At 29.0% G+C, this 19,255-nt stretch carries 16 protein-coding genes; 6 read left to right on the top strand and 10 right to left on the bottom strand.

The window, feature by feature from the left end; translation table 4 throughout:
- From BLA55_RS02535 to BLA55_RS02485, 10 genes are all read right to left on the bottom strand, one after another.
- Positions 1-1,092, bottom strand: coding sequence for a nicotinate-nucleotide adenylyltransferase (locus tag BLA55_RS02535; RefSeq protein WP_073372525.1), 1,092 nt, complete (start codon positions 1,090-1,092; stop codon positions 1-3).
- 9 nt (positions 1,093-1,101) lie between these two features.
- Positions 1,102-2,355 (bottom strand): Y-family DNA polymerase, encoded by a 1,254-nt coding sequence (locus BLA55_RS02530; RefSeq protein ID WP_073372524.1) that lies wholly within the window; start codon positions 2,353-2,355, stop codon positions 1,102-1,104.
- Positions 2,330-2,716: an iron-sulfur cluster assembly scaffold protein gene (locus tag BLA55_RS02525; RefSeq protein ID WP_167542431.1), complete on the bottom strand. Its 387-nt coding sequence runs from the start codon at positions 2,714-2,716 to the stop codon at positions 2,330-2,332. Before BLA55_RS02525 ends, BLA55_RS02530 begins: the two co-directional genes overlap by 26 nt.
- 25 nt (positions 2,717-2,741) lie before the next feature.
- A complete protein-coding gene (locus BLA55_RS02520) occupies positions 2,742-3,896 on the bottom strand; it encodes an aminotransferase class V-fold PLP-dependent enzyme (RefSeq protein ID WP_073372522.1) in 1,155 nt (384 codons plus the stop codon).
- 510 nt (positions 3,897-4,406) lie between these two features.
- Positions 4,407-4,865: a transcription antitermination protein NusB gene (locus tag BLA55_RS02510; RefSeq protein WP_073372520.1), complete on the bottom strand. Its 459-nt coding sequence runs from the start codon at positions 4,863-4,865 to the stop codon at positions 4,407-4,409.
- A gap of 9 nt (positions 4,866-4,874) precedes the next feature.
- Entirely contained in the window at positions 4,875-5,663 is a 789-nt protein-coding gene (locus tag BLA55_RS02505; protein WP_157089913.1) for a hypothetical protein, read from the bottom strand.
- A 265-nt stretch (positions 5,664-5,928) separates the two neighbouring features.
- Positions 5,929-7,626 carry an aspartate--tRNA ligase gene (gene aspS, locus BLA55_RS02500; protein WP_073372518.1) on the bottom strand — a complete coding sequence of 566 codons (1,698 nt, stop codon included), beginning with the start codon at positions 7,624-7,626 and terminating at the stop codon, positions 5,929-5,931.
- 4 nt (positions 7,627-7,630) lie between these two features.
- Positions 7,631-9,022, bottom strand: coding sequence for a histidine--tRNA ligase (gene hisS, locus BLA55_RS02495; RefSeq protein ID WP_073372517.1), 1,392 nt, complete (start codon positions 9,020-9,022; stop codon positions 7,631-7,633).
- A 3-nt stretch (positions 9,023-9,025) separates the two neighbouring features.
- Entirely contained in the window at positions 9,026-10,291 is a 1,266-nt protein-coding gene (gene obgE, locus BLA55_RS02490) for a GTPase ObgE (protein WP_073372516.1), read from the bottom strand.
- Between the two features lie 115 nt (positions 10,292-10,406).
- Positions 10,407-11,789 (bottom strand): transposase, encoded by a 1,383-nt coding sequence (locus BLA55_RS02485; RefSeq protein ID WP_073372515.1) that lies wholly within the window; start codon positions 11,787-11,789, stop codon positions 10,407-10,409.
- Between the two features lie 492 nt (positions 11,790-12,281).
- Here BLA55_RS02485 and BLA55_RS02480 point away from each other — a divergent pair, with 492 nt between their 5' ends.
- Genes BLA55_RS02480 through BLA55_RS02455 form a run of 6 tightly spaced genes read left to right on the top strand, consistent with a single transcriptional unit; the run spans position 12,282 to position 19,226 of the window.
- On the top strand, positions 12,282-13,184 hold the full coding sequence (locus tag BLA55_RS02480; RefSeq protein WP_073372514.1) for a DnaB-like helicase C-terminal domain-containing protein: 903 nt from the start codon (positions 12,282-12,284) through the stop codon (positions 13,182-13,184).
- Positions 13,171-14,172: a hypothetical protein gene (locus BLA55_RS02475; protein WP_073372513.1), complete on the top strand. Its 1,002-nt coding sequence runs from the start codon at positions 13,171-13,173 to the stop codon at positions 14,170-14,172. The genes BLA55_RS02480 and BLA55_RS02475 overlap by 14 nt, the downstream gene beginning before the upstream one ends.
- A gap of 1 nt (position 14,173) precedes the next feature.
- On the top strand, positions 14,174-15,853 hold the full coding sequence (locus tag BLA55_RS02470; protein WP_073372512.1) for a hypothetical protein: 1,680 nt from the start codon (positions 14,174-14,176) through the stop codon (positions 15,851-15,853).
- Between the two features lie 37 nt (positions 15,854-15,890).
- On the top strand, positions 15,891-17,066 hold the full coding sequence (locus BLA55_RS02465; protein ID WP_157089912.1) for a hypothetical protein: 1,176 nt from the start codon (positions 15,891-15,893) through the stop codon (positions 17,064-17,066).
- Complete coding sequence (locus tag BLA55_RS02460; RefSeq protein WP_073372510.1) at positions 17,057-18,925, top strand: hypothetical protein; 1,869 nt, start codon at positions 17,057-17,059, stop codon at positions 18,923-18,925. The genes BLA55_RS02465 and BLA55_RS02460 overlap by 10 nt, the downstream gene beginning before the upstream one ends.
- Before the next feature lie 40 nt (positions 18,926-18,965).
- Positions 18,966-19,226: a hypothetical protein gene (locus BLA55_RS02455; RefSeq protein WP_073372509.1), complete on the top strand. Its 261-nt coding sequence runs from the start codon at positions 18,966-18,968 to the stop codon at positions 19,224-19,226.
- Positions 19,227-19,255 lie beyond the last annotated feature (29 nt).

Here is a 19,255-nt window from a genome sequence, read left to right as displayed (position 1 = left end):
TTACTCCAATATATCTAAATATACTTTTTCTTGTTCTTTACTAAAGATTGTTCCTTTTTCTTTAGTTTCAAAATCATAAACCCTTTTTACAACTGCTTTAAATCCTAAATCTAAATTCTCGTGTGCTAATTCGCGAATTTTTTGAATACCAGGGAACTTTCTACCATCACAAATTTTATCAGAGATATAAAGTATCTTGTCCAGCTCACTCAAGCTAGCATCACCTTTAAAATTTAGTGTTGTATGAATCAAAATAGCGTGTAATACAGATGCATCTGGATATTTATAAACATTTTTTAATCATAAATAACCACATGTCTGATGTAATTCATGTTTTTTAAATTCAGATTGATTTCAACCACATGTTTCAATAAAGTTTCGTGATTCTTCTTCGCTTCATTCTTTAGCTAAATCATGAAATAAACCAGCATAATATGCATCTTTTGCTGAAATATTGTGTGCTTTTGCAAGAGAAGCAGCAAATTCAGCCGCTTTAACACAATGTTTGGCTCGTTTAGCACTTAAAATCTGATGAATAATTTCAAAAGCATATAACTGTTTGGTTCCGATATATTCCATAACTTTTTCATCAACAGAATCTAAATAACCTTTTTTAAATTCTGTTGATGAAAAATCTTCTAACTTATTATTTAATAAAATACCGTTAAATCGCTTAATATTTACTTTATTGACATTTTTATTTCTACGAATAAATGTTAATTTAACAATTTGTGAAAGTTCCTCAATGTCTTTTCATTTTGGTAATTTAGGTAAATTATCCGTTCCAATTAACATGAAAATTTCATCATTTGGAAATTTATTTTTAAAATAACGAGCAGTATCAATTGAAAAACTGGTACCTCCGCGATTAATTTCAAAATTAGAAATTTCACACTTATCTGGTAAAACCAATTTAATCATTTCAACACGATCTTCGTTGCTTGCATATTTGTTTTTCAATTTAAAAGGTGACTTATTTGCAGGGACAAAGAATAATTTATCTAAATTTAATTCTTTAATAGCTTGTTGTGCTACTCTAATGTGTCCCTTGTGGATTGGATCAAATGAACCACCAAAGATTCCTATTTTCATTTTTTCTCCTTATTCTTCAAAAAAATCATCTTCTAAAAAGAAATTTTGAACGTTTTTTTGTTTATTTTTGCTCTTTAATTCAGATAATCGAGTCACATTTCCGATTCCGACTTGTTGAGCGACTGATGCTAATATATCACTAATTTTATTCCTATCTTTTTGAAAATTATCAAAAAGATTTAATTGTTTATTAATAATGTTGATGTTCTGTAAATTTGTGACTCGCACACCGACACCTAAAAAATTATCATCAAAATAAAGTTCACTTAAGATTGGTAAAGCATGTTTATAAATATCATTCGCTTCATAAATAAAATGATCAATTTTATGTTGTTTAATTTGTCACTTTTTCTCAAAAGAACGCACCAATACAACAACAACGTCCCCAGCCAAGTTACGATTTTTTAGACGCAAAGAAACTTTGTCACACAAATCTTTTAAAATTTGAGTTGTCCCCTCTCAGGAATAAAAAAATTCTGGATCCATTGTTACTTCATGTCCAATGCTTTTAAATTCATGCAGTGAATTATCCACAACCGCACGTCCATAACCATTAATATCGTCAAGCAATTTGTTTCCATGTGCTCCTAAAATATTATTGATTTTTTCAAAACTAATGTTTTTTTGGTACAAATCTGAATATTTGTAATAACCATGTTCGTTCAATTTTTGAGCGGTTTTGTTACCAATTCCGTGTACCTTATTAAGGTCTAAATTGCCAAATTTAGTTAAGATTTGATCAAAACTGGTGTATTCTAAACCAAAAGGTTTAAAGCAGTTGGTGGTCATTTTAGCAAGAAATTTAGTATGTGAAATCCCAATGGTACAAGGAATATCAAATTTCTTTAATATATGTTGCTGAATTTTTTTTGCTAACTGAATCGCCCCCTGGGTATCGCTTACAATTTCACTTACGTCCAAGTAAAATTCATCAATTGAAGCTACTTCGATTTTTTTACAATAATTTTGAGCAACAAAATTAAAAATTTGACTCGATAAATTTCTGTACTCTTTAAAATGTGGTTCTACAATAACCACATCTGGGACAATTTGACGCACGTGGTAGACTTTATCTGTTATCTTAATACCTTTGTTTTTTAGTTCGTAACTTACTGAAGTGACGGCACCTTTAATTGAATTAGCAGCAATACCAACAGGTTTGTTTTTTAATTTAGGATTTAATTTACGTTCAACACTAACAAAGTACGAATCAAAATCAACATGAAAAATAAATTTATTAGATAAGTTTTGATTTAATTTCATTTGCAGAAACTAATGCACAATTTACTCGATTAAGATGAGTTTTGACATTGTAAAATACTCATAAATCACTAATTTGTGACAATTCTTCATCATTTAATTCTCTTTGTTGGTTTACAAAAATTTGAAACAATTCAATAATTTTTAATGCTTCTTCAAAACTCTTGTTTTGAATTAAGTCGAATAAGATTTTTGTTGATGCTAAAAAAATTGCACAACCTTTTGCATTAAAATCAATTTTACTAATGTGTTCGTCTTGAGTAGTAATTTCGTACATTAATGTGTCCGCACAAGAATCTGAATAAACTGTAGTTGGTTGATTTAAAATTGTTTTATTTTTTAATACATAACTATAGTTATTCATAATAATTTCTCGTGCTTGATTGGGATTAAAATGCATAAAAATCACCACCTTCCTTAAGTTCTTTTATTAATTTATCAATATCTTCGAAAGTATTATAAATTCCAAGTGAAATTCTTAAAAAAGAATGTTGTGATTGAATATTGCGTAAGTATGGAGCACAAAAAATACCGGCAATTGTATAAATATTTTTAGTCCCTAAATATGTTGCGACATCTTGAGCGTTAACGTTTTTGACATTAATTAAAGTGATGCTGTCCCCGGGGGCAGTGTAAATTTCAACATTCTCTATTTTCTTTAATTCTTGATGCAAATATAAACTTAATTCTTTTAATATTTCTTGCGTTTGTTCGTAACCTACAGTATTTAAGAAATCCAATGATGAATTAAACATAAATATTCCAGCTAAGTTTTGTGTACCGGGTTCATAAATTTGAATCCCTTTTTTAGGTGTCCAATTAGCATTTTGATCAATTGCACTAAGTGTCCCACCACCGTACTCGACAGGTTTAATTTGTGCAAGTAATTGTTTTTTAATTGCTAAAACTCCTAAACCGGTTGGTCCATATAATTTATTGGTACTAAATACCAAAGCATGTGCATATTTTAAGGATGATTTTTCATGTGCAATGGATTGAGCTGCATCATTTATGAGTAAAGCATCATTTTCTAAACATTTTTGATAAATTTTCTTGATATCAAAATTAACATTAAAATTGTTAGTCTCTTGTGCAAGTGCAACGATTTTAACCTTTGGATTGATGTCTTTTTCAATATTTTCAGAAAAAATGATTTTCGCTTTCTTAGCTTTTGCAAGTTCAATTCAAGGAATCATGTTTGAACTGTGATTGTACGAACTTAACAAAATCACATCATCTGTATTCACAATTGGCCCTAACATTTGAGCTAAAGTGTTTAAAGATTGAGTGGTCCCGCTAGTAAAAATTATTTCGTCATTTTGAGCATCAATTAAATCTGCTGTTTTTTGTCTGGTTTCGTGTACTTTTTGATTGATAAAGTTACCAAGTGGAGTGTCTTGTGTACGTGAAGAAATTGAAAAATTTGTATAAAACTCATTTGAACTATCAATTGCACATTGGGGTTTAAGAACTAAAGCTGCCGAATCAAAATAAGTTATGTTTTTAAGTATTGGAAATTGACTTCGAATTTTAGAATTATCCATAATTAATATTGACCTTTCTAGTTTAGAATTTTTAACAACTTGATAATGTACTCATTATGATTAGGTGTATTTTCAATATTCTTTAAGAATTTATAATAGTATTTTCTTTTCACATGGTCTAAATCAATATGGTCATATTTTGTTTTTGACTTAAAATAAGGATTGTTACGAAAAACACGACTATAAATTTTCCGTTTGTAAAACTTCTTATAAACTTGTAAAATAAAAAAAATAAAAAAGTTTTTTAATAGTTCTTCATTTTCTTTGTTTGAAAACACTTTGATCGACTCTCGAATTGATATGTTTCAGCTTCGTTTGGAATTGATTTTAAGATTTTTTTGGAAAGTTTTATAATCAATTACTGCTAAATTGTTAATTTGAAAGAAATTTTGTGATAACTCAAAAGCCTTATGATATCAAGAAGTTTTGAAATTATAAATTGTCAAATAATAAATACGTTTTATTTTTTTAAAGAATTTCGAATTACGAAAATAATAAAATGTATTTTTTTTATTTTTGTTGTTTAGCAAGTTCTTTTGATTCATAAATTACCAATAATTTATAGATGTTTTGTAAAACAGCATTTACAAATTTAGCATATTTATTCACTTCCAATGATTCTGGGATAAAGAAACTTTTAACCATTTCGATTGCTTCATTAATTACTATTTTTGGTTGTGAAATTCTGAAAAACTCAACACAAGCAACCAATAAAATTGCACGAACAACTGGATCAATTCTATCTCATGGTCAATTTTGGTCACAAAATTTAATAATTAAATTTTGGAAAAATTGTTGGTTATTTTCGAGATATTTTAAAAATTCAATTTGTTCACGATCTAAAAAATCAAATTCTTCAAAAGCTCTTAAGTGGTTAACTTTTTCATTAAACAACATAAAACTATAAACAACTTGAACAAGCTCTTTTCTTAGTTTTCTTCTATTTTTCAATTTTGGTGCGTTAGACATAATGTCTCCTTAATATTTATTTTGATAATTCGATACGTAATATTGGTCTCTTAAAATTGCGAAAGGTACCATTAGAGGGGCTAAAATTAGTACATAAATAGGAATAGTAAAAAGTGATTTAAACATAAAGCGGTACATTCAAATTAAATAATCAGTCCCTATTGTTTTGAATCTACGTGGTTCTTTCATTGAATTAATGTAATTATAAAAAGTAATGTATGCATATGGTCCGTAAATTCAGCGGAAAACGACAATTATTAATACAACAATTGAGATTGAAATAGCAATATAATTCAACTTCTTATTTTGTTTTTTATGAGCAAAAAATGATAATAAACAAACAGAAATAGTCAGAAGTGTGAATAATATGAAAAAGATGATCAAAACTCAATAACTAACTTTTGTAAAAACAAAAGTCTTTGAAATTGTAATCAAGGTACTTTTTTCAAAATCGATTAAACTGATTTGTTTTGCTAATACCACAGCGAAAAGCAAGGTTGATAGCACCATAACAATTGATGGTAAAAGTAATTTGATTCATTTATATTTTGAGCGAAGTAAGCTAAAGAAAATAAATGCACACAAAGTAACTAAAAGCGGTGTAATAGCATAGACTCAGTGATAAGTTCCGATTGTTCCGGAGATAAACAGACTCAGAAAATCACACAGAAAAGCAGTAATCATTGCAGGTATTAAAGTAAGAAAAAAAGCGACAATAATATAAAAAATATATTCGAAACTGATGTTAATTATTCTTAAAGGAGTAAAAGTTAAAATTGCTTTTAATATCAAATACATCGCTATTAAAAAGGAAGATAAAATGATATCTGATATTGAAAAAGACACAGAATTAATTAAGATTCGATAAAAATTATTTTTTCGCCTTTTCTGTTCAAAAAAATTGTTCAAAATTTCATTAGGTTTGTTTAAAAAATTAAAAAATCGAGACATATTATTTTCCTTTCAAAGAACGAATTTATTTATATTAATTAATTTTATCAAACATTCAACTAAGCGAATAAGAAAATAAAAAGAAACGCGCATTTTTTACGCATTTCTTAAATTATTCGAATTTGTCTTTTTTGATAAACAACTCTTGAAGTTGTTCAGGTGCAATTGAGCTCGGTGCTTCGGTAAAGACGTCTTGATTTTTTGCGTTTTTTGGAAACGGAATAACATCACGAATAGTTTTATTGTTTGATAAAATCATCACTAAACGGTCCATACCTAAACCAATCCCACAGTGTGGTGGAATACCATAATCAAATGCTTTTAAGAAGAAACCGAATTTTTCTTGTTGTTGTTTAGCGTCCATACCAATTAGATTGAACATTCTTTCTTGAATTTGTTTGTCGTAAATTCTGGCTGAGCCAGAACCTAATTCAAAACCATTAAGAACTAAGTCATAGCTTTTTGCACGAATTTTTTCACGTGGTAAAGTTTCTAATTCTTCTAAAGTATTATCAAATTGAGTAAATGGATGGTGTGCAGCTTGTCAACTATCATTTTCTTCATCATATTCAAACATTGGTCAATTTACGATTCATGAGAAATTGTACTCGTCACGAGCTCAGTTATATCAACTATTTAATTCAACACGCAAAGCACCTAATGCTTGAGAAGCGTTTTCATATTTATCTGCAACTATTAAATAGGTACCTGATTGATAATTTTTGGATTTTAATAATTCTTCAACTGCTTCAGGAACTTTGTTTGCGAAGTTAGTTGATTGAATTTGTTGATCATAAGTAAAGTAAAATAGTGATTTTACTTTGTTTTTCTTAGCGATTTCTTCTAATTTCTTAAATTCTGATTTTGAAATAATTTCATCAATGTGAAGTAGTCTTTTTGATGGTTTGTCTTTAATAATATTAAAGTCGCTATTAGCACAAAAGAAATCAATATCATCAATTGTTTTATCAAATCTTAAATCTGGTTTGTCACTACCATATAAACGAATACAGTCGTCAAAATTTAATCTTTGAAAAGGAATTTGAATTTCAATCCCAATTTTACGCATAAAGTGTTGAAACATTTTTTCGATAATTTCTTGGAATTTTTCAACACTTAAGAAACTAACCTCGATGTCTAATTGTGTAAATTCAGGTTGACGGTCTTTTCTTGAATCTTCATCACGGAAACATCTAGCAAATTGGTAGTAACGTTCAAATCCAGATACCATTAATAATTGTTTAAATAATTGTGGAGATTGTGGTAATGCTCAAAATTGATCATAGTTACGTGTTGGAACTAAAAAGTCACGTGCCCCCTCTGGGGTCGCTTTAGCCAAAATAGGGGTTTCTAATTCTAAAAAGTCATTTGATTGTAGGAATTCACGCATCCCTTGAAAAATTTGGTTCTTTAGAATAATTCCTTTTTGCATAATTGGTCTTCTTAAGTCTAAGAAACGATATTTTAATCTTAAATCTTCTTTGACTTCAATGTCATCACGAATTGAAAAAGGTAATTCATTAGCGGTTGAGAGTACTTTGTATTCTTGAACAATAACTTCAATGTCCCCGGTGTTTAAGTTGGGATTTTTATCTTTACGTTCTGCGACTAAACCTGTAACTTCTAAGACTGATTCTTTTGAAAAATGAATTTGCTCTTTGAAAACTAGTTGAGTTACCCCGTAACGGTCCCGCAAGTCCACAAAGTTCAATTCTCCGAATTTTCTTTTATTTGCGACTCAACCATAAAGTGTCACAGTTTCCCCAATGTTGGTTAATCTAAGTTGGTTATTATTAATTGATTTATTCATATAATTATTCCTCATCATCAAGTTCTGACATTTTTTCTTCTTCTAAAGCTTCAGATTTATATTGGAAAACTTCTAAAAAGTCTATAGCGCTGTATAATAATTCTTTATCTTCTAAAGTTTCATCATTTAGATTAATTTTAGTTTTTTTATCATTAACTAAATTGTGAATAACAGCAAAATCGCCTTGGTCATAAATTCAGAACATTGGATTAATCTTTTTAACAATATCGAAAGCTTTGTTTTTTTTCTTTTTACTGTATTCAAAAATAATTGGATATCTAACGTTGTTATCAGCATAATTAATTGATTCAACATTTGCCATGAAAACATGTAGATCTATATATAAATTAAATAAAGAATTTTTATTTTTTTCATCTTCAAAACTAATGTAAAATGAACATTCACGTTCATAACTACTTAATTTTTTATAAAATGTTTGATCATCTTGTAAAATGTCGATGATACGGTCAATCCCAATTCCAAAACCAATACTTGAAACTTGTGGTCCACCAATTTCAGCGATTAAGTTCGAATATCTACCACCACCAATAACGGCTGACTTAGCACTCTTTTTGTTTTGCACTTCGAATTCGAATACTATTTCATCATAATAATCAAGTCCCCGCACTAAAGACAAATCAATCTCGAAATCGATATTTTGTTCATTCAATAATTCGATTAAAGAATTAAAATAATCATAACTTTCTTGCGAAAGATAATCAGAAATTCGTGGAGCTTTTTTCATGAATTCTAATTTAGAATCGACTTTGTCATCCAAAATACGCAATACTTTTTTATCTTTTAATCTTTGTTGAGAGTTTTCTGATAATTCAGATTTATGTTTGATTAAAAAGTCGTAAAGAGCTTTTTCATAATTCTCACGAGAATCTTTATCACCAATTGAATTGATTTTTAAAGATACTGAAAGACCTTTACGATAGTTATATAAAAACTCATGAGCCAATTTAATCACCTCAAAATCTTTGTAAGGATCTTTTTCACCAATAAATTCAATTCCAGCTTGGTAAAATTGTCTATAACGACCTTTTTGAGGTTGTTCGTAACGAAACATCGGACCAAAGTAAGCGAATTTTTGGAATTGAGCAGCATATGAGAATCATTTATTTTCTACATAAGCGCGTACAAACGAAGCTGTCCCCTCTGGTCTTAAAACGATTGAACGATCACCTTTATCTAAAAATTCATACATTTCTTTGTTTGCGATTTCGCTATTTTCTACTGCTCTTTTAAACAAGCTAGCACTTTCAAGAATAGGGGTTTCAACCATTCTATATCCAGCATTAACCACTATTTTTCTAAATTTTTCGTACATTTGATTTTTTACAGATTCACGTGAAAAATCATAGTCAATTGTACCTTTAACTTTGTTAAACATAAATTATTCTTCGTCCTCTCATTGGAATTCGTAACCGTAAATTCTGACAGTGTCCCCTGGGGCAATGTCGTTTTTAATTAATTCGTCCCAAACACCGATTTTTTTCAAAATATTATTAAAACGCAATAAGTTGTCGTAACTGTTTAATGGAATTTTGTGATACAACTCTTCAACTTTTTTACCAGTAATTTCAAAGTGTCCCCGGTATGGGATTGAAATTTCGTAGTCCGGTTCGTATTCAATAGTAATTTCAGGATCTTCTTGTTCTTCAACTGGTGTAGCTTTATTTTCAATAATTGCATTTCATAATGCATCTTTTACAGAATTAATATTTTCTTTATTGATTGCAGAAATCTTAATTACTTTTAAATCTGGATATTTTTGACTAAATTCTTCAAAATGCTTTTCAAAACTTGGTAAATCGCTCTTATTTGCAATGATAACTTGTGTTTTTTTCTCAAGTTTTAAATCATAGTTTTTTAATTCATTATTAATTACTTCATAATCTTCAATTGGATTCTTTTCTTCTGATCCAAAATCAATAATGTGAGCAATAACACGACAACGTTCAATGTGTTTTAAAAATTGAATTCCCAAACCTTTACCTAAACTAGCACCCTTAATTAATCCCGGTAAATCGGCTACAGTGAATGAATTTTCATGGTATTCAACCATTCCTAATTGTGGTACTAATGTAGTAAAATCATAATCGGCAATTTTTGCTTTTGCATTAGAAATTACAGATAAAAAAGTACTTTTTCCCGCACTTGGTTTTCCTACAACACCAACATCAGATAGAATTTTTAGAACAATTCTTGCTTCGTATTTTTCCCCAGGTAAACCATTTTCACAAATACGTGGAGCAGTATTACGTGAAGTTTTGAATTTTGTATTTCCACGTCCACCTTTACCACCGGCTGCAACTAGATAAGGTTTGTTTTCTTCAATAATATCAGCGACCAATTTGTTTTTGTTATAAACTAAAGTACCAACTGGTACCTTAATGTAAGTATCTTCGGCGTTGGCACCATATAAGTTTTTTGGTCCACCTTTAATACCGTCTTTTGCAGTAATATGTTTGCTTTTGTAAAAGCTTAATAAAGTGTTTTTTCCCGGATCAGCAACGAAATAAATATTACCACCGCGACCACCATCTCCACCATCAGGTCCACCTTTGTCCACATGCGCTTCGCGACGGAAAGAAATCATTCCATCACCACCTTTTCCAGCCTTTAATTGTATATAAACTTCATCAATAAAACGTGCCATATTTCTCCTATTTTAATAAGTATATAAATTATATAAAAAAGTATTTTTTTATTAAGTATGTAATTGAATTTTTGATATGACAAGTCTTTTTAAAATGAAAAATAAACTATTCAGATTATGACTCTGATTTAAGTTTATTTAACACATTTTGAAGTAAATAATAGTCTTTTCAACTTTGTTTAATATCTTGATTTTCTCAGTCGATAACTCTTTCAAGCTTATCATCAAATAGCTCATCAATTTGTTTTACATTTGTAACAATATTAAATAATCTTTCTTCTGTAAATTTTTCTTTACGAGTGAATTTCATAACCTCATTAACTTTGAAAGTCAAGAATTTGAAAAAGAAAGAATTTAATAAACATAAAAGAACAAAACCATCAATTTGATTTAGATTTTCAAAATAATTTGGTTTTAATAATAGATTCAATTCAAAGAATATTAAATCATCTTTAGCTTGATTTTTTCTTGAGTATCAATATGCAATTTTTAAATCATCAACATCTTTAATATTGCTCTCATAAACATAAAGACCGTCACACTTTTTATCTTGTTCAATTAATGTAAGTTCATTATTATTTTTTGTTAAATCAAAATTTGTATTTTCGAGATTTTTACAGTAATTGTCAATTATTTTCTTTCTAAATTCTCTATTTTTTTGAATTTGCAAAGGAAGAAAAGCAACGATTTTGCGGGATAAAATTCCTCGTTCATTTTTCATTAATTCGCTTGTAAAAATTCGTCTAACTTTATTTAACTTCAAAAGTTTTTCGAGATTAACAGTATTTAAAATAGAGTTTTTAAATTCTTCGTTTGCAAAATTTAATCTATAAGAAAGGATATAATTTCATCCTTTTTCTTGAACTAATTTAATATTTTCTGGTTTTAATAATTTTCGATCACCTACTATAGTAACATCTTGAATTTTAAATATTTCTTGAGTTTGAGAAATAAAATACATTAAATCGTTAAAACTGTAGCTTGTACGATCGAAAATTTTATAATTCACAGGAATGTTGTTTTCGTTTGTCGCAACAACAATAATTTTATTTTCCTGATTATATGAAAAATTCTCTTCGAAGTTTAATTTTTCTATTATTGGTTCGCTAAACGTTTGAAAATCAGTAACTTGTGTTTCATATCAGAATATATTCAGTTGACTTTTTTGTTTATTTGCGAGAAAAGTATTTAACCTTCTTAATATTTCATCTTTGTTTTTAAAAAGATAATCAAAAAGTTTGAATAAAGAAAGATAAGAATCTGTTTTATTATTATGAATTTGAGGAATTTTAGAACGATTAGAGAAATTAATTTGTTTTTGAACAAACAAATTAATTTGATTTTTCATAGCTGTATTTATGTTATTTAGCTTCAGTTGTTCAGGATCATTAAAAATGTCAAAATGATTCAAAAAGTCACAAACCAATTGAAATCCAATATGCTTTTCATAATATTGATAAAGAATTACATCATTATTTAAAAATTTCTCTTTTACCAATTTTAAAAGCTCGTCAACTTCTACTGATATTGGTATATGTCTAACAAATTTTCTAATTTTTTTAACTGCATCTTTTTGATATTTTTCAAACGTATGAGCGTAACCTAAACCAGTTCTAACAGAAAATTTAGGACCTTTTTATCTTAAATATCCAATTTGAATGTATTTACCTCTTTTTAAATTAGAAATAGTTAAAATTCAAAATCTTCTTTTTCTTCTCTTAATCTTTTTCTTTAGCATAACATAAATTTATTATATATAACAAATAAAAAAATAAATTAAATTATGAAATTTCAGTTATAGATACTTTTTCAAAACCCCAACACTCTATATATAGAGTGCTTGGAGTTTTTCAATCATTTTTCGATGAAACAAACCATTTTATTAGGTTTGTTTTTATTTTGTTATTTTTTAGGTCAAATATACCCCCGAAAAAAAATTGATACCGAAATTTATTTAATCTAAAGCAAAAAAATAAAAGGAAAAAACAGTATGCAAAATAAACAAGGTTTTAAGTCAGTTACGGAGCTGATCGAAGACTTCAAAAATGGAGAAATGAAATTTAATGAGAAATTAGAAAAAACCAATTTTTACTTTATCGACCAAATTGCTAACGGAATGCAAAAAGGTCAATTGGTCGTCTTAGGTGGACGGACCGGAACAGGTAAAACGGCGTTAGCTTTAAATATAATCGACAATATTGCAATAAATACAAATGATGATAATGGAATATTTTTATATTTTTCGCTAGAGATGACAAACGCTGAGCTAGTTAATCGGTTAATGTCTAAGAATATGCATGCACCAATATCATCAATTTATCAATGGCGATATAAATTGCGAACCAAACAATTATCACCAGAGCAAGAAAACGAATTCTCAAAATTATTAGAGAAATGTAGACGTGGAAATTTATGGATTATTGACGAAACTTATAATCTTGAGCAAATTGTCCAAGTTATTAAAAATTTTGTGAATCAAAACATCAAAATCAACGGTATTTGTATCGACCATCTTCAAATCTTAAGAACCGAGATAAAATCTAAATCCAAATATGACCAGATAGCTCACATAACGCAAATATTAAAGGAAGAAGCTAAAAAGCTTAATATCAATATCTTTCTACTGTCACAACTTTCTCGTGAAAGCGCAAAAAATAAAAAACAAGAACCAGATTTATATGACTTACGTGAGAGTGGAACCATTGAGCAGGATTCAGATGTAGTTTTTTTAATTTATAACAACGGAGAAAACGAAAACGGTGAACGGTTTTTAAATGTCAAAATCGCGAAAAATCGAAATGGAAAAAGTGGCGACGTTTTCCCTTTATTATTCATGCCGCGTATTAACAAATTTTTAGAACCAATTGGAAAGGATCTTAATGGAAACAACTAAATTAATCAACTCAACAGAATATACTGCTATCAATGCTGTCACCGTCAGAGTTGAGGGTGCAATTAAAAAAATCACCGACGGACTTTATCAAAACGGAGGTGAATGAACAAGAATTTTAATACATAACTTACCAATAAATACAAATAAAAGCACTTACCTTTTTGTGACCTTTAGCGGTAAGGAAGTAGAAAAGTTTAAAAAGCTTAACGCAATTAATGGTGACAAAATTGAAATCTTAGGAACCTTAAATATTTCATATAGTAAGGAAACCGACAAGACATTTATGACGATAATTCATCCTAATATTTTGAAATTTGAACCAGTAAGAGATTCGGACCGTCCAAATACCGCGAAAACATTAGATGAAATTAGCAAGATGATAAACTCCGAATTAAATACGATATTAATTCAAGCTGGACAATTTAATAACGAAATTAATACTAAAGCAATTCGAATTATTAAAGGTGTTGGAGAATTAGGAGACTCCTTTGAAGTCACCGACCAAGCACAATCGATAATAACAAATGTTTTTGAGCATATTGGTAGATGAAATCAATTTTTAAGTGATATTAAAAATACGTATAACGTCTCAAGTTTTCAAATCAACTATAAACCTACATATCCAAAATTATTAAGAGATTTCGTGAATTCAGTTAAATTAATTACTGATTATATGAGATTTAACCTACGTGAAAAAGTTGAGCCTTTGGATTCTATTTTGAACGCTTTTATTTCGTTAATGAATGTCTATTATAAATATCACTTTAATCTAATCAGATATATTGAAACTAATAGCAACGAATTTATATTCACTAAGGAAGTTAATTTTAACGAACCGCAAGAGTTAACATATGAACAAGCGAACCAAGAAATTAAAAAAATACCTTACGACGAAGCTTTATTATCTCCGCAAAAAGGTAGGGGACCGATTCAAGTGGAAAAATTTAACGTAAAGGAATCTAGCGATTTAGATTTAACAAATTTATAAAATGCCTAAAATCGAACTTTTAGAACCCCCTATCTTTACAGAAGAAACTTTATATAAAGCGGTACACTATACCGACAGCGACAAAAACCCAATGTTTGAAGCTTTTAAATCTGACTCGTTTTATGAGATTCATACAGGAGCAAAAGGAGTCTCTAAATCTTTTAGTGGTGCAATTATTACTATTTATCGTTTAGTTAATGAAAAAATATTTTGTTCTGTTTGGTGCCGTAATCAATATAACCATATTAAAAATACTTTGCGGCCAATGTTTAGCAAAGTATTAGACTTTTTAGCTGAAGTTTACGACTTGGATTATCGTCCTTATATCGTCATTACTGAAACGGGATTATATTGAAATTATGACGATGGTGGAGCTGGTAGATGTGTTTTATTCCAAAACTTTGAAAAAACACAAGCATTTCAAGGAATTACATTACCAAAAAATTCATTCCGTTTTGGTGAATTAGTAATTGATGAGCCAATTGAAGACCCTAACGATTCGGGAAAAACCACCTTTCAACTTCGTGAGTTATATGAACTTCAAGAAGAAAAAATACCACTCTTAATGGCTAACACAATTTTAAGAAACCCAGCACCGGACGGGTTTAAATTAAAAATTAAATTCTTTTATAACATTTTTACCACTGACCATTTCCTAATTAATAATTTTCATATACACGCTATTCCTTTTGTTAATGAAAGCGGACAAATCAATAATGATGTAATTAATGAGTTGACTGAAAAAACTTTTATACAAAAAGATTTAGAAACCTTTGAAGAGAATTTAGGTCTAATCGTTTCAATGTATAGTAAATTTTTCATCCCAAAAAAGGAAATTTCAAACGTGCAGCTCAAACAATTCGAAGCACTTAAACAAAAGAATTATCGTTTATGAGTTATAACCGTTGCTGGTTTTGCATTCAAAGACCCCAAAAATCAAGATAACTTTTATTTAAGACCTTATATTTATAATGAGTCTGGACAACTAACCGAAAATATCGAGTTAGTTAGTGAAGCAGATTTCGAAAACGCTTTATTAAACGGAACGATAAACGGTATTTTTGACGGTTTTGATCCCGGTAAAAGCGACAACGCGAGTTGAGTGCGTGTCGCTATTGATGAAGATGCGAATATTTGAATTATTGACGGGGTTGAAGACCTTAAAAAATTATTTAAGACCAAACCGAGCAGAAACGACATAAATAAGGTTTTAATTCAATTAATGAACGAAAGTAACCAAAGAATTAAAGAAGTTTTAAACCGTCCAATGCGGGTTATAAATTGAGATTTTAATAATACGAATTTTAATTCGTTAGTTTTAACAGATAACGACATAATTATGGAAATGTTAAACATTGAACTAGAACGTCAAAATAATAATGATATTAGTGCTTTGATGGCTATACGAAAAGATACCAAAAGCGAAACCTTTGGAATTCTAAACCGTCAAGAGTGGATAAAATCTATCTTATTAAATAAATTGATAAAGGTAGTTCCAACGCAGCAAACATTAAAATTATTTGACAATTTAGCCAATCAATTTATACCACCAAACGAAAAGAAAAGGGACGAAACTGTTAACCCTAAAATATACGACTTTATCAATGCATTTGAAAATGCATGCTCATATATTTATAAAATCCAATTATTTAAGATTTATGAAAATCTAGAAAGGGAATAATATGTCACTTAATTCAGCAGATATATACGTGAGATTCATGAGCGAATTGAAAGGTCACGCCCCACGTGACGGGTTATATAAAGATGGTAAATATACCAAACCAGACTCAAAAACACAATTTTTAGAAGACGGTGCTAATGTTCAAGTTATTAGTTTAGCAACTGATACTCCAAAAGTCACGGTATTAGACAATGAACAACTAACGCAACAGTTACGTGACTTTTTAGATCAACAAGGGTTTTTGGAGTTAATCCAAAAAATGGAATACAAGTTATATAAGCAAGGTATTCAAGCATTAGGTATCCGTCAAAATGGCCGTATTGTTCTTGCAAATGTAGTGCGTTATGAAACTGATGAAAATAATGAATTAACTAAATTAACTGTACATATCGAAAATGATGATAATAACAATCCAAGCGATTTAGAAAATTTTGAAGAATGGGATGTATCAGATAAAAGCGATAAGATTAATAAAAGAGTTCTTATTAAATCAAAAAACGAAGTGCATGATTTAGAAAAAATAACCGGTCAAAAATACGAATACAAACAATCTAAAAAAATCCCTTACGTTATTTTTAAAAATGACGCTAATGCAAGAAGTGATATTCAAAAAGTTAATGATGAGTTTTTTGAATTGTTAAACGTTAAGCTTGAGAGTTTGCTTCTAGATGTATTTTATTCGCTTCCTATTCCAGAAATCATTTCAAACCAAAAAGGAAGTGCAGGAGAAAAGACAACTCGTGCAATGTTTTCATTAGATACTGATCGTTTAATTAAGTCTAGCACATACGAGACTAGAATGACAAACGGAAGCACTTTTGATATTCACCAAGCAAATACGCAAGCACTCCCTATTTTGCAGACAATTGAAAACATTAAAACATGAATTAAAAGCTCATTGCAATCTAAAAAAGATAGTTCTGATTATGGAACGAAAAACATGCATACCGCAGAAGTACAAGGGCTAAATTCAGATTTTGAAGATCTTATTGAAAGTAAAGCGAATTTACGTCAAATTTATTATAAAAAACTGATGCTCTTAATTTGTGAATTTATATTTAACCAAATCGCAAAAATTGATGTAATGGTAGTTGGTTCAAGCAAATGACTTGATGAGCAAGCTAACAAATTGCAAGCTAATCAAAACGGTGTCAACATTACCAACCCTAACGCAGCACAAACTATAAATGAAGCAGGTAAAAAATGAATTTAAAATATGATTCTTCGAAAAATGTAAATCAAACTGGAGTAGAAGAATGATTAACTCAAGATTTTTTTGACGAACATCAAGCCCATCAGGAGATGCCAGTTAGTTCTTTTTCTTTGCGAAGTTGAACAGACCTTACCTTTAAAGAAGATGGTTATAATTTTGCATTTGTTAGACCACAAAATTACGAGGGTTTTACATATAAAAGACACGAAAACGTTTTTATTATTTTGTCTAAAAATTATGAACCAACTTTTAAAACGAATGAGCAAGGGATTCAATCATTAACATATAGTTTGACAATTGAAGCTTTATGTCCATTTGGCATACACGTTGAGAGAAAGAATATTTTTTCTCTTTATATGCCAAGAAAATTTTTTTATGATAATTGAAATGGTTCAAATGTACCTATTGAAGTCCCCCTTAATGCTTTTTTATATGTTTCTAATGCAGAGCCTGTTACTCAAATCGATATGTTAGGTTACGATGAATTGCAAGGTTATGAAGGGTGATACAAGGTCACCTTAAAAACTTTTGACACACTGCCTGAATTACAAAATTTAAAATTAAAACTTTTTATGGTACCGACAATAAATTCAAATTTTGATATTGAATTAATTAAAAAAATAACGTTTGGATTCAAACCAAGTTCACTAATTTCCGCTATAAATATAAGTCAACACGAGTCTGCAGAACTTTATAAACCTTGAGACGATTTAGGGACGACCGAACTTAATCGAAAAAAATTAATTCCAGTTATTGTTAATACATTAAAAAATAATGAAAATTACGATTCTTATTATTTTTGAAGTTTAGACGCGAACAATAACCCTAACATGAATGAAGTTTTACATAATACTAATGCAAGTGACCAAGCTTTTCAGTTAAAAAACTTTTTAGGCCCGAGTGAACTTGCAAGCGAAGTGGAGCAAACAATTTTTAAACTTCTAGAAAATACTCGTCTGTTTCAAAGTGGATTCGCAGGTTTTACCGACGAAGAAAAAGCGACATGATTTTTAAATAACGGAAATATAACAAATTTACAAGATTTAAACGATTGAATTGTAAGAAAAATGCTATCAAAATTAGAATTATTAGAGGAGCGAGATTTATATATAAAGTTTAAACAAGTTATATTAATGCTTTCAAGTCATATAAAAAGTTCATACGCTTTTAAAGGTGGTTTAACTGACGAACATAAAGCAGCTCAATACCTTTATTTAATTGCTTTTTATGAGAAAAATGATTTTAAATTATATACCGCGTCTTCTCTTCTTTCATTGTCAACAAAAGTAACTAGAGGGAAACCGTTATCCAAACGTAATAGAGAAATAATAGAAATGTTAGGAAAAGAAATAAATCCTAATTATGTTTTTGAAGAAACTGAATGAACAAGCGAAAAAATAGATTTTTCTTTTTCTATTGCCCAAACCGCTTTTTTTAATAATGGTACATTTTCGTTCTTAAATTCTTGTTTATCTTTTCCCATTAATAATTGAAATGAAGAACCGCAAAACATTTCGCAAAACCCTTTAGACTTTAACAATTTATCTAAAACATTTAATTACGTTTATTTTCTGCCATTAGAAGCAGAAAAAATTAAAAATCTAACCGGTAAATTAAAAGAAACAAAAACAATAGAGTCTCCTACTGAAGTCAGAAGAATTGTTATAACAAAAAAAGACAAAGTCCAACCAACTGCTGAAGAAGTTAAAAGACTTTTAGCGAGTGGTGATGTTCCGATAAAAGAAGAAGAATTAAAAAAATATGCTTTTTTTGTCAGAAGAGTGAGAATTCAACCATGATACTTATTATCCTATAAGACAACATACTGGTTGAAAATATGTTTTTTTAGTAACTGTTAAAAAAGCATCTAAAAAAATCGGAACCTGACAACTTAACACTATGCCAATTTTTCACAACGCTGCGGGATTTCAAAAATATCTATTAGAAAATGAAGTAATAAACGATCCAAATCGCTACACACACATAAGTTTTGAACCGAATAAATATTTTAAAGAATTAGGAAAAATTGAAATAAAAGGTTTGTGATTAGAAGATGCTTTTATAAGTTTACAAGGTCCTTTTGTTTCTCTAGGTAATGAATGAGCTTTCCCCTTACCAAAAGCAACAAAAGACCACTATAAAATCTATTTTTGATTTTAATCAAATGACGAATTAACGCGTCAAAGAAA

The sequence above is a fragment of the Mycoplasmopsis pullorum genome (assembly GCF_001900245.1).
GTDB classification, from domain to species: Bacteria; Bacillota_I; Bacilli_A; order Mycoplasmatales; family Metamycoplasmataceae; genus Mycoplasmopsis; species Mycoplasmopsis pullorum.
Note: the sequence above shows the minus strand (reverse complement) of the source record. Positions and strands in the feature narration are given on the sequence as shown.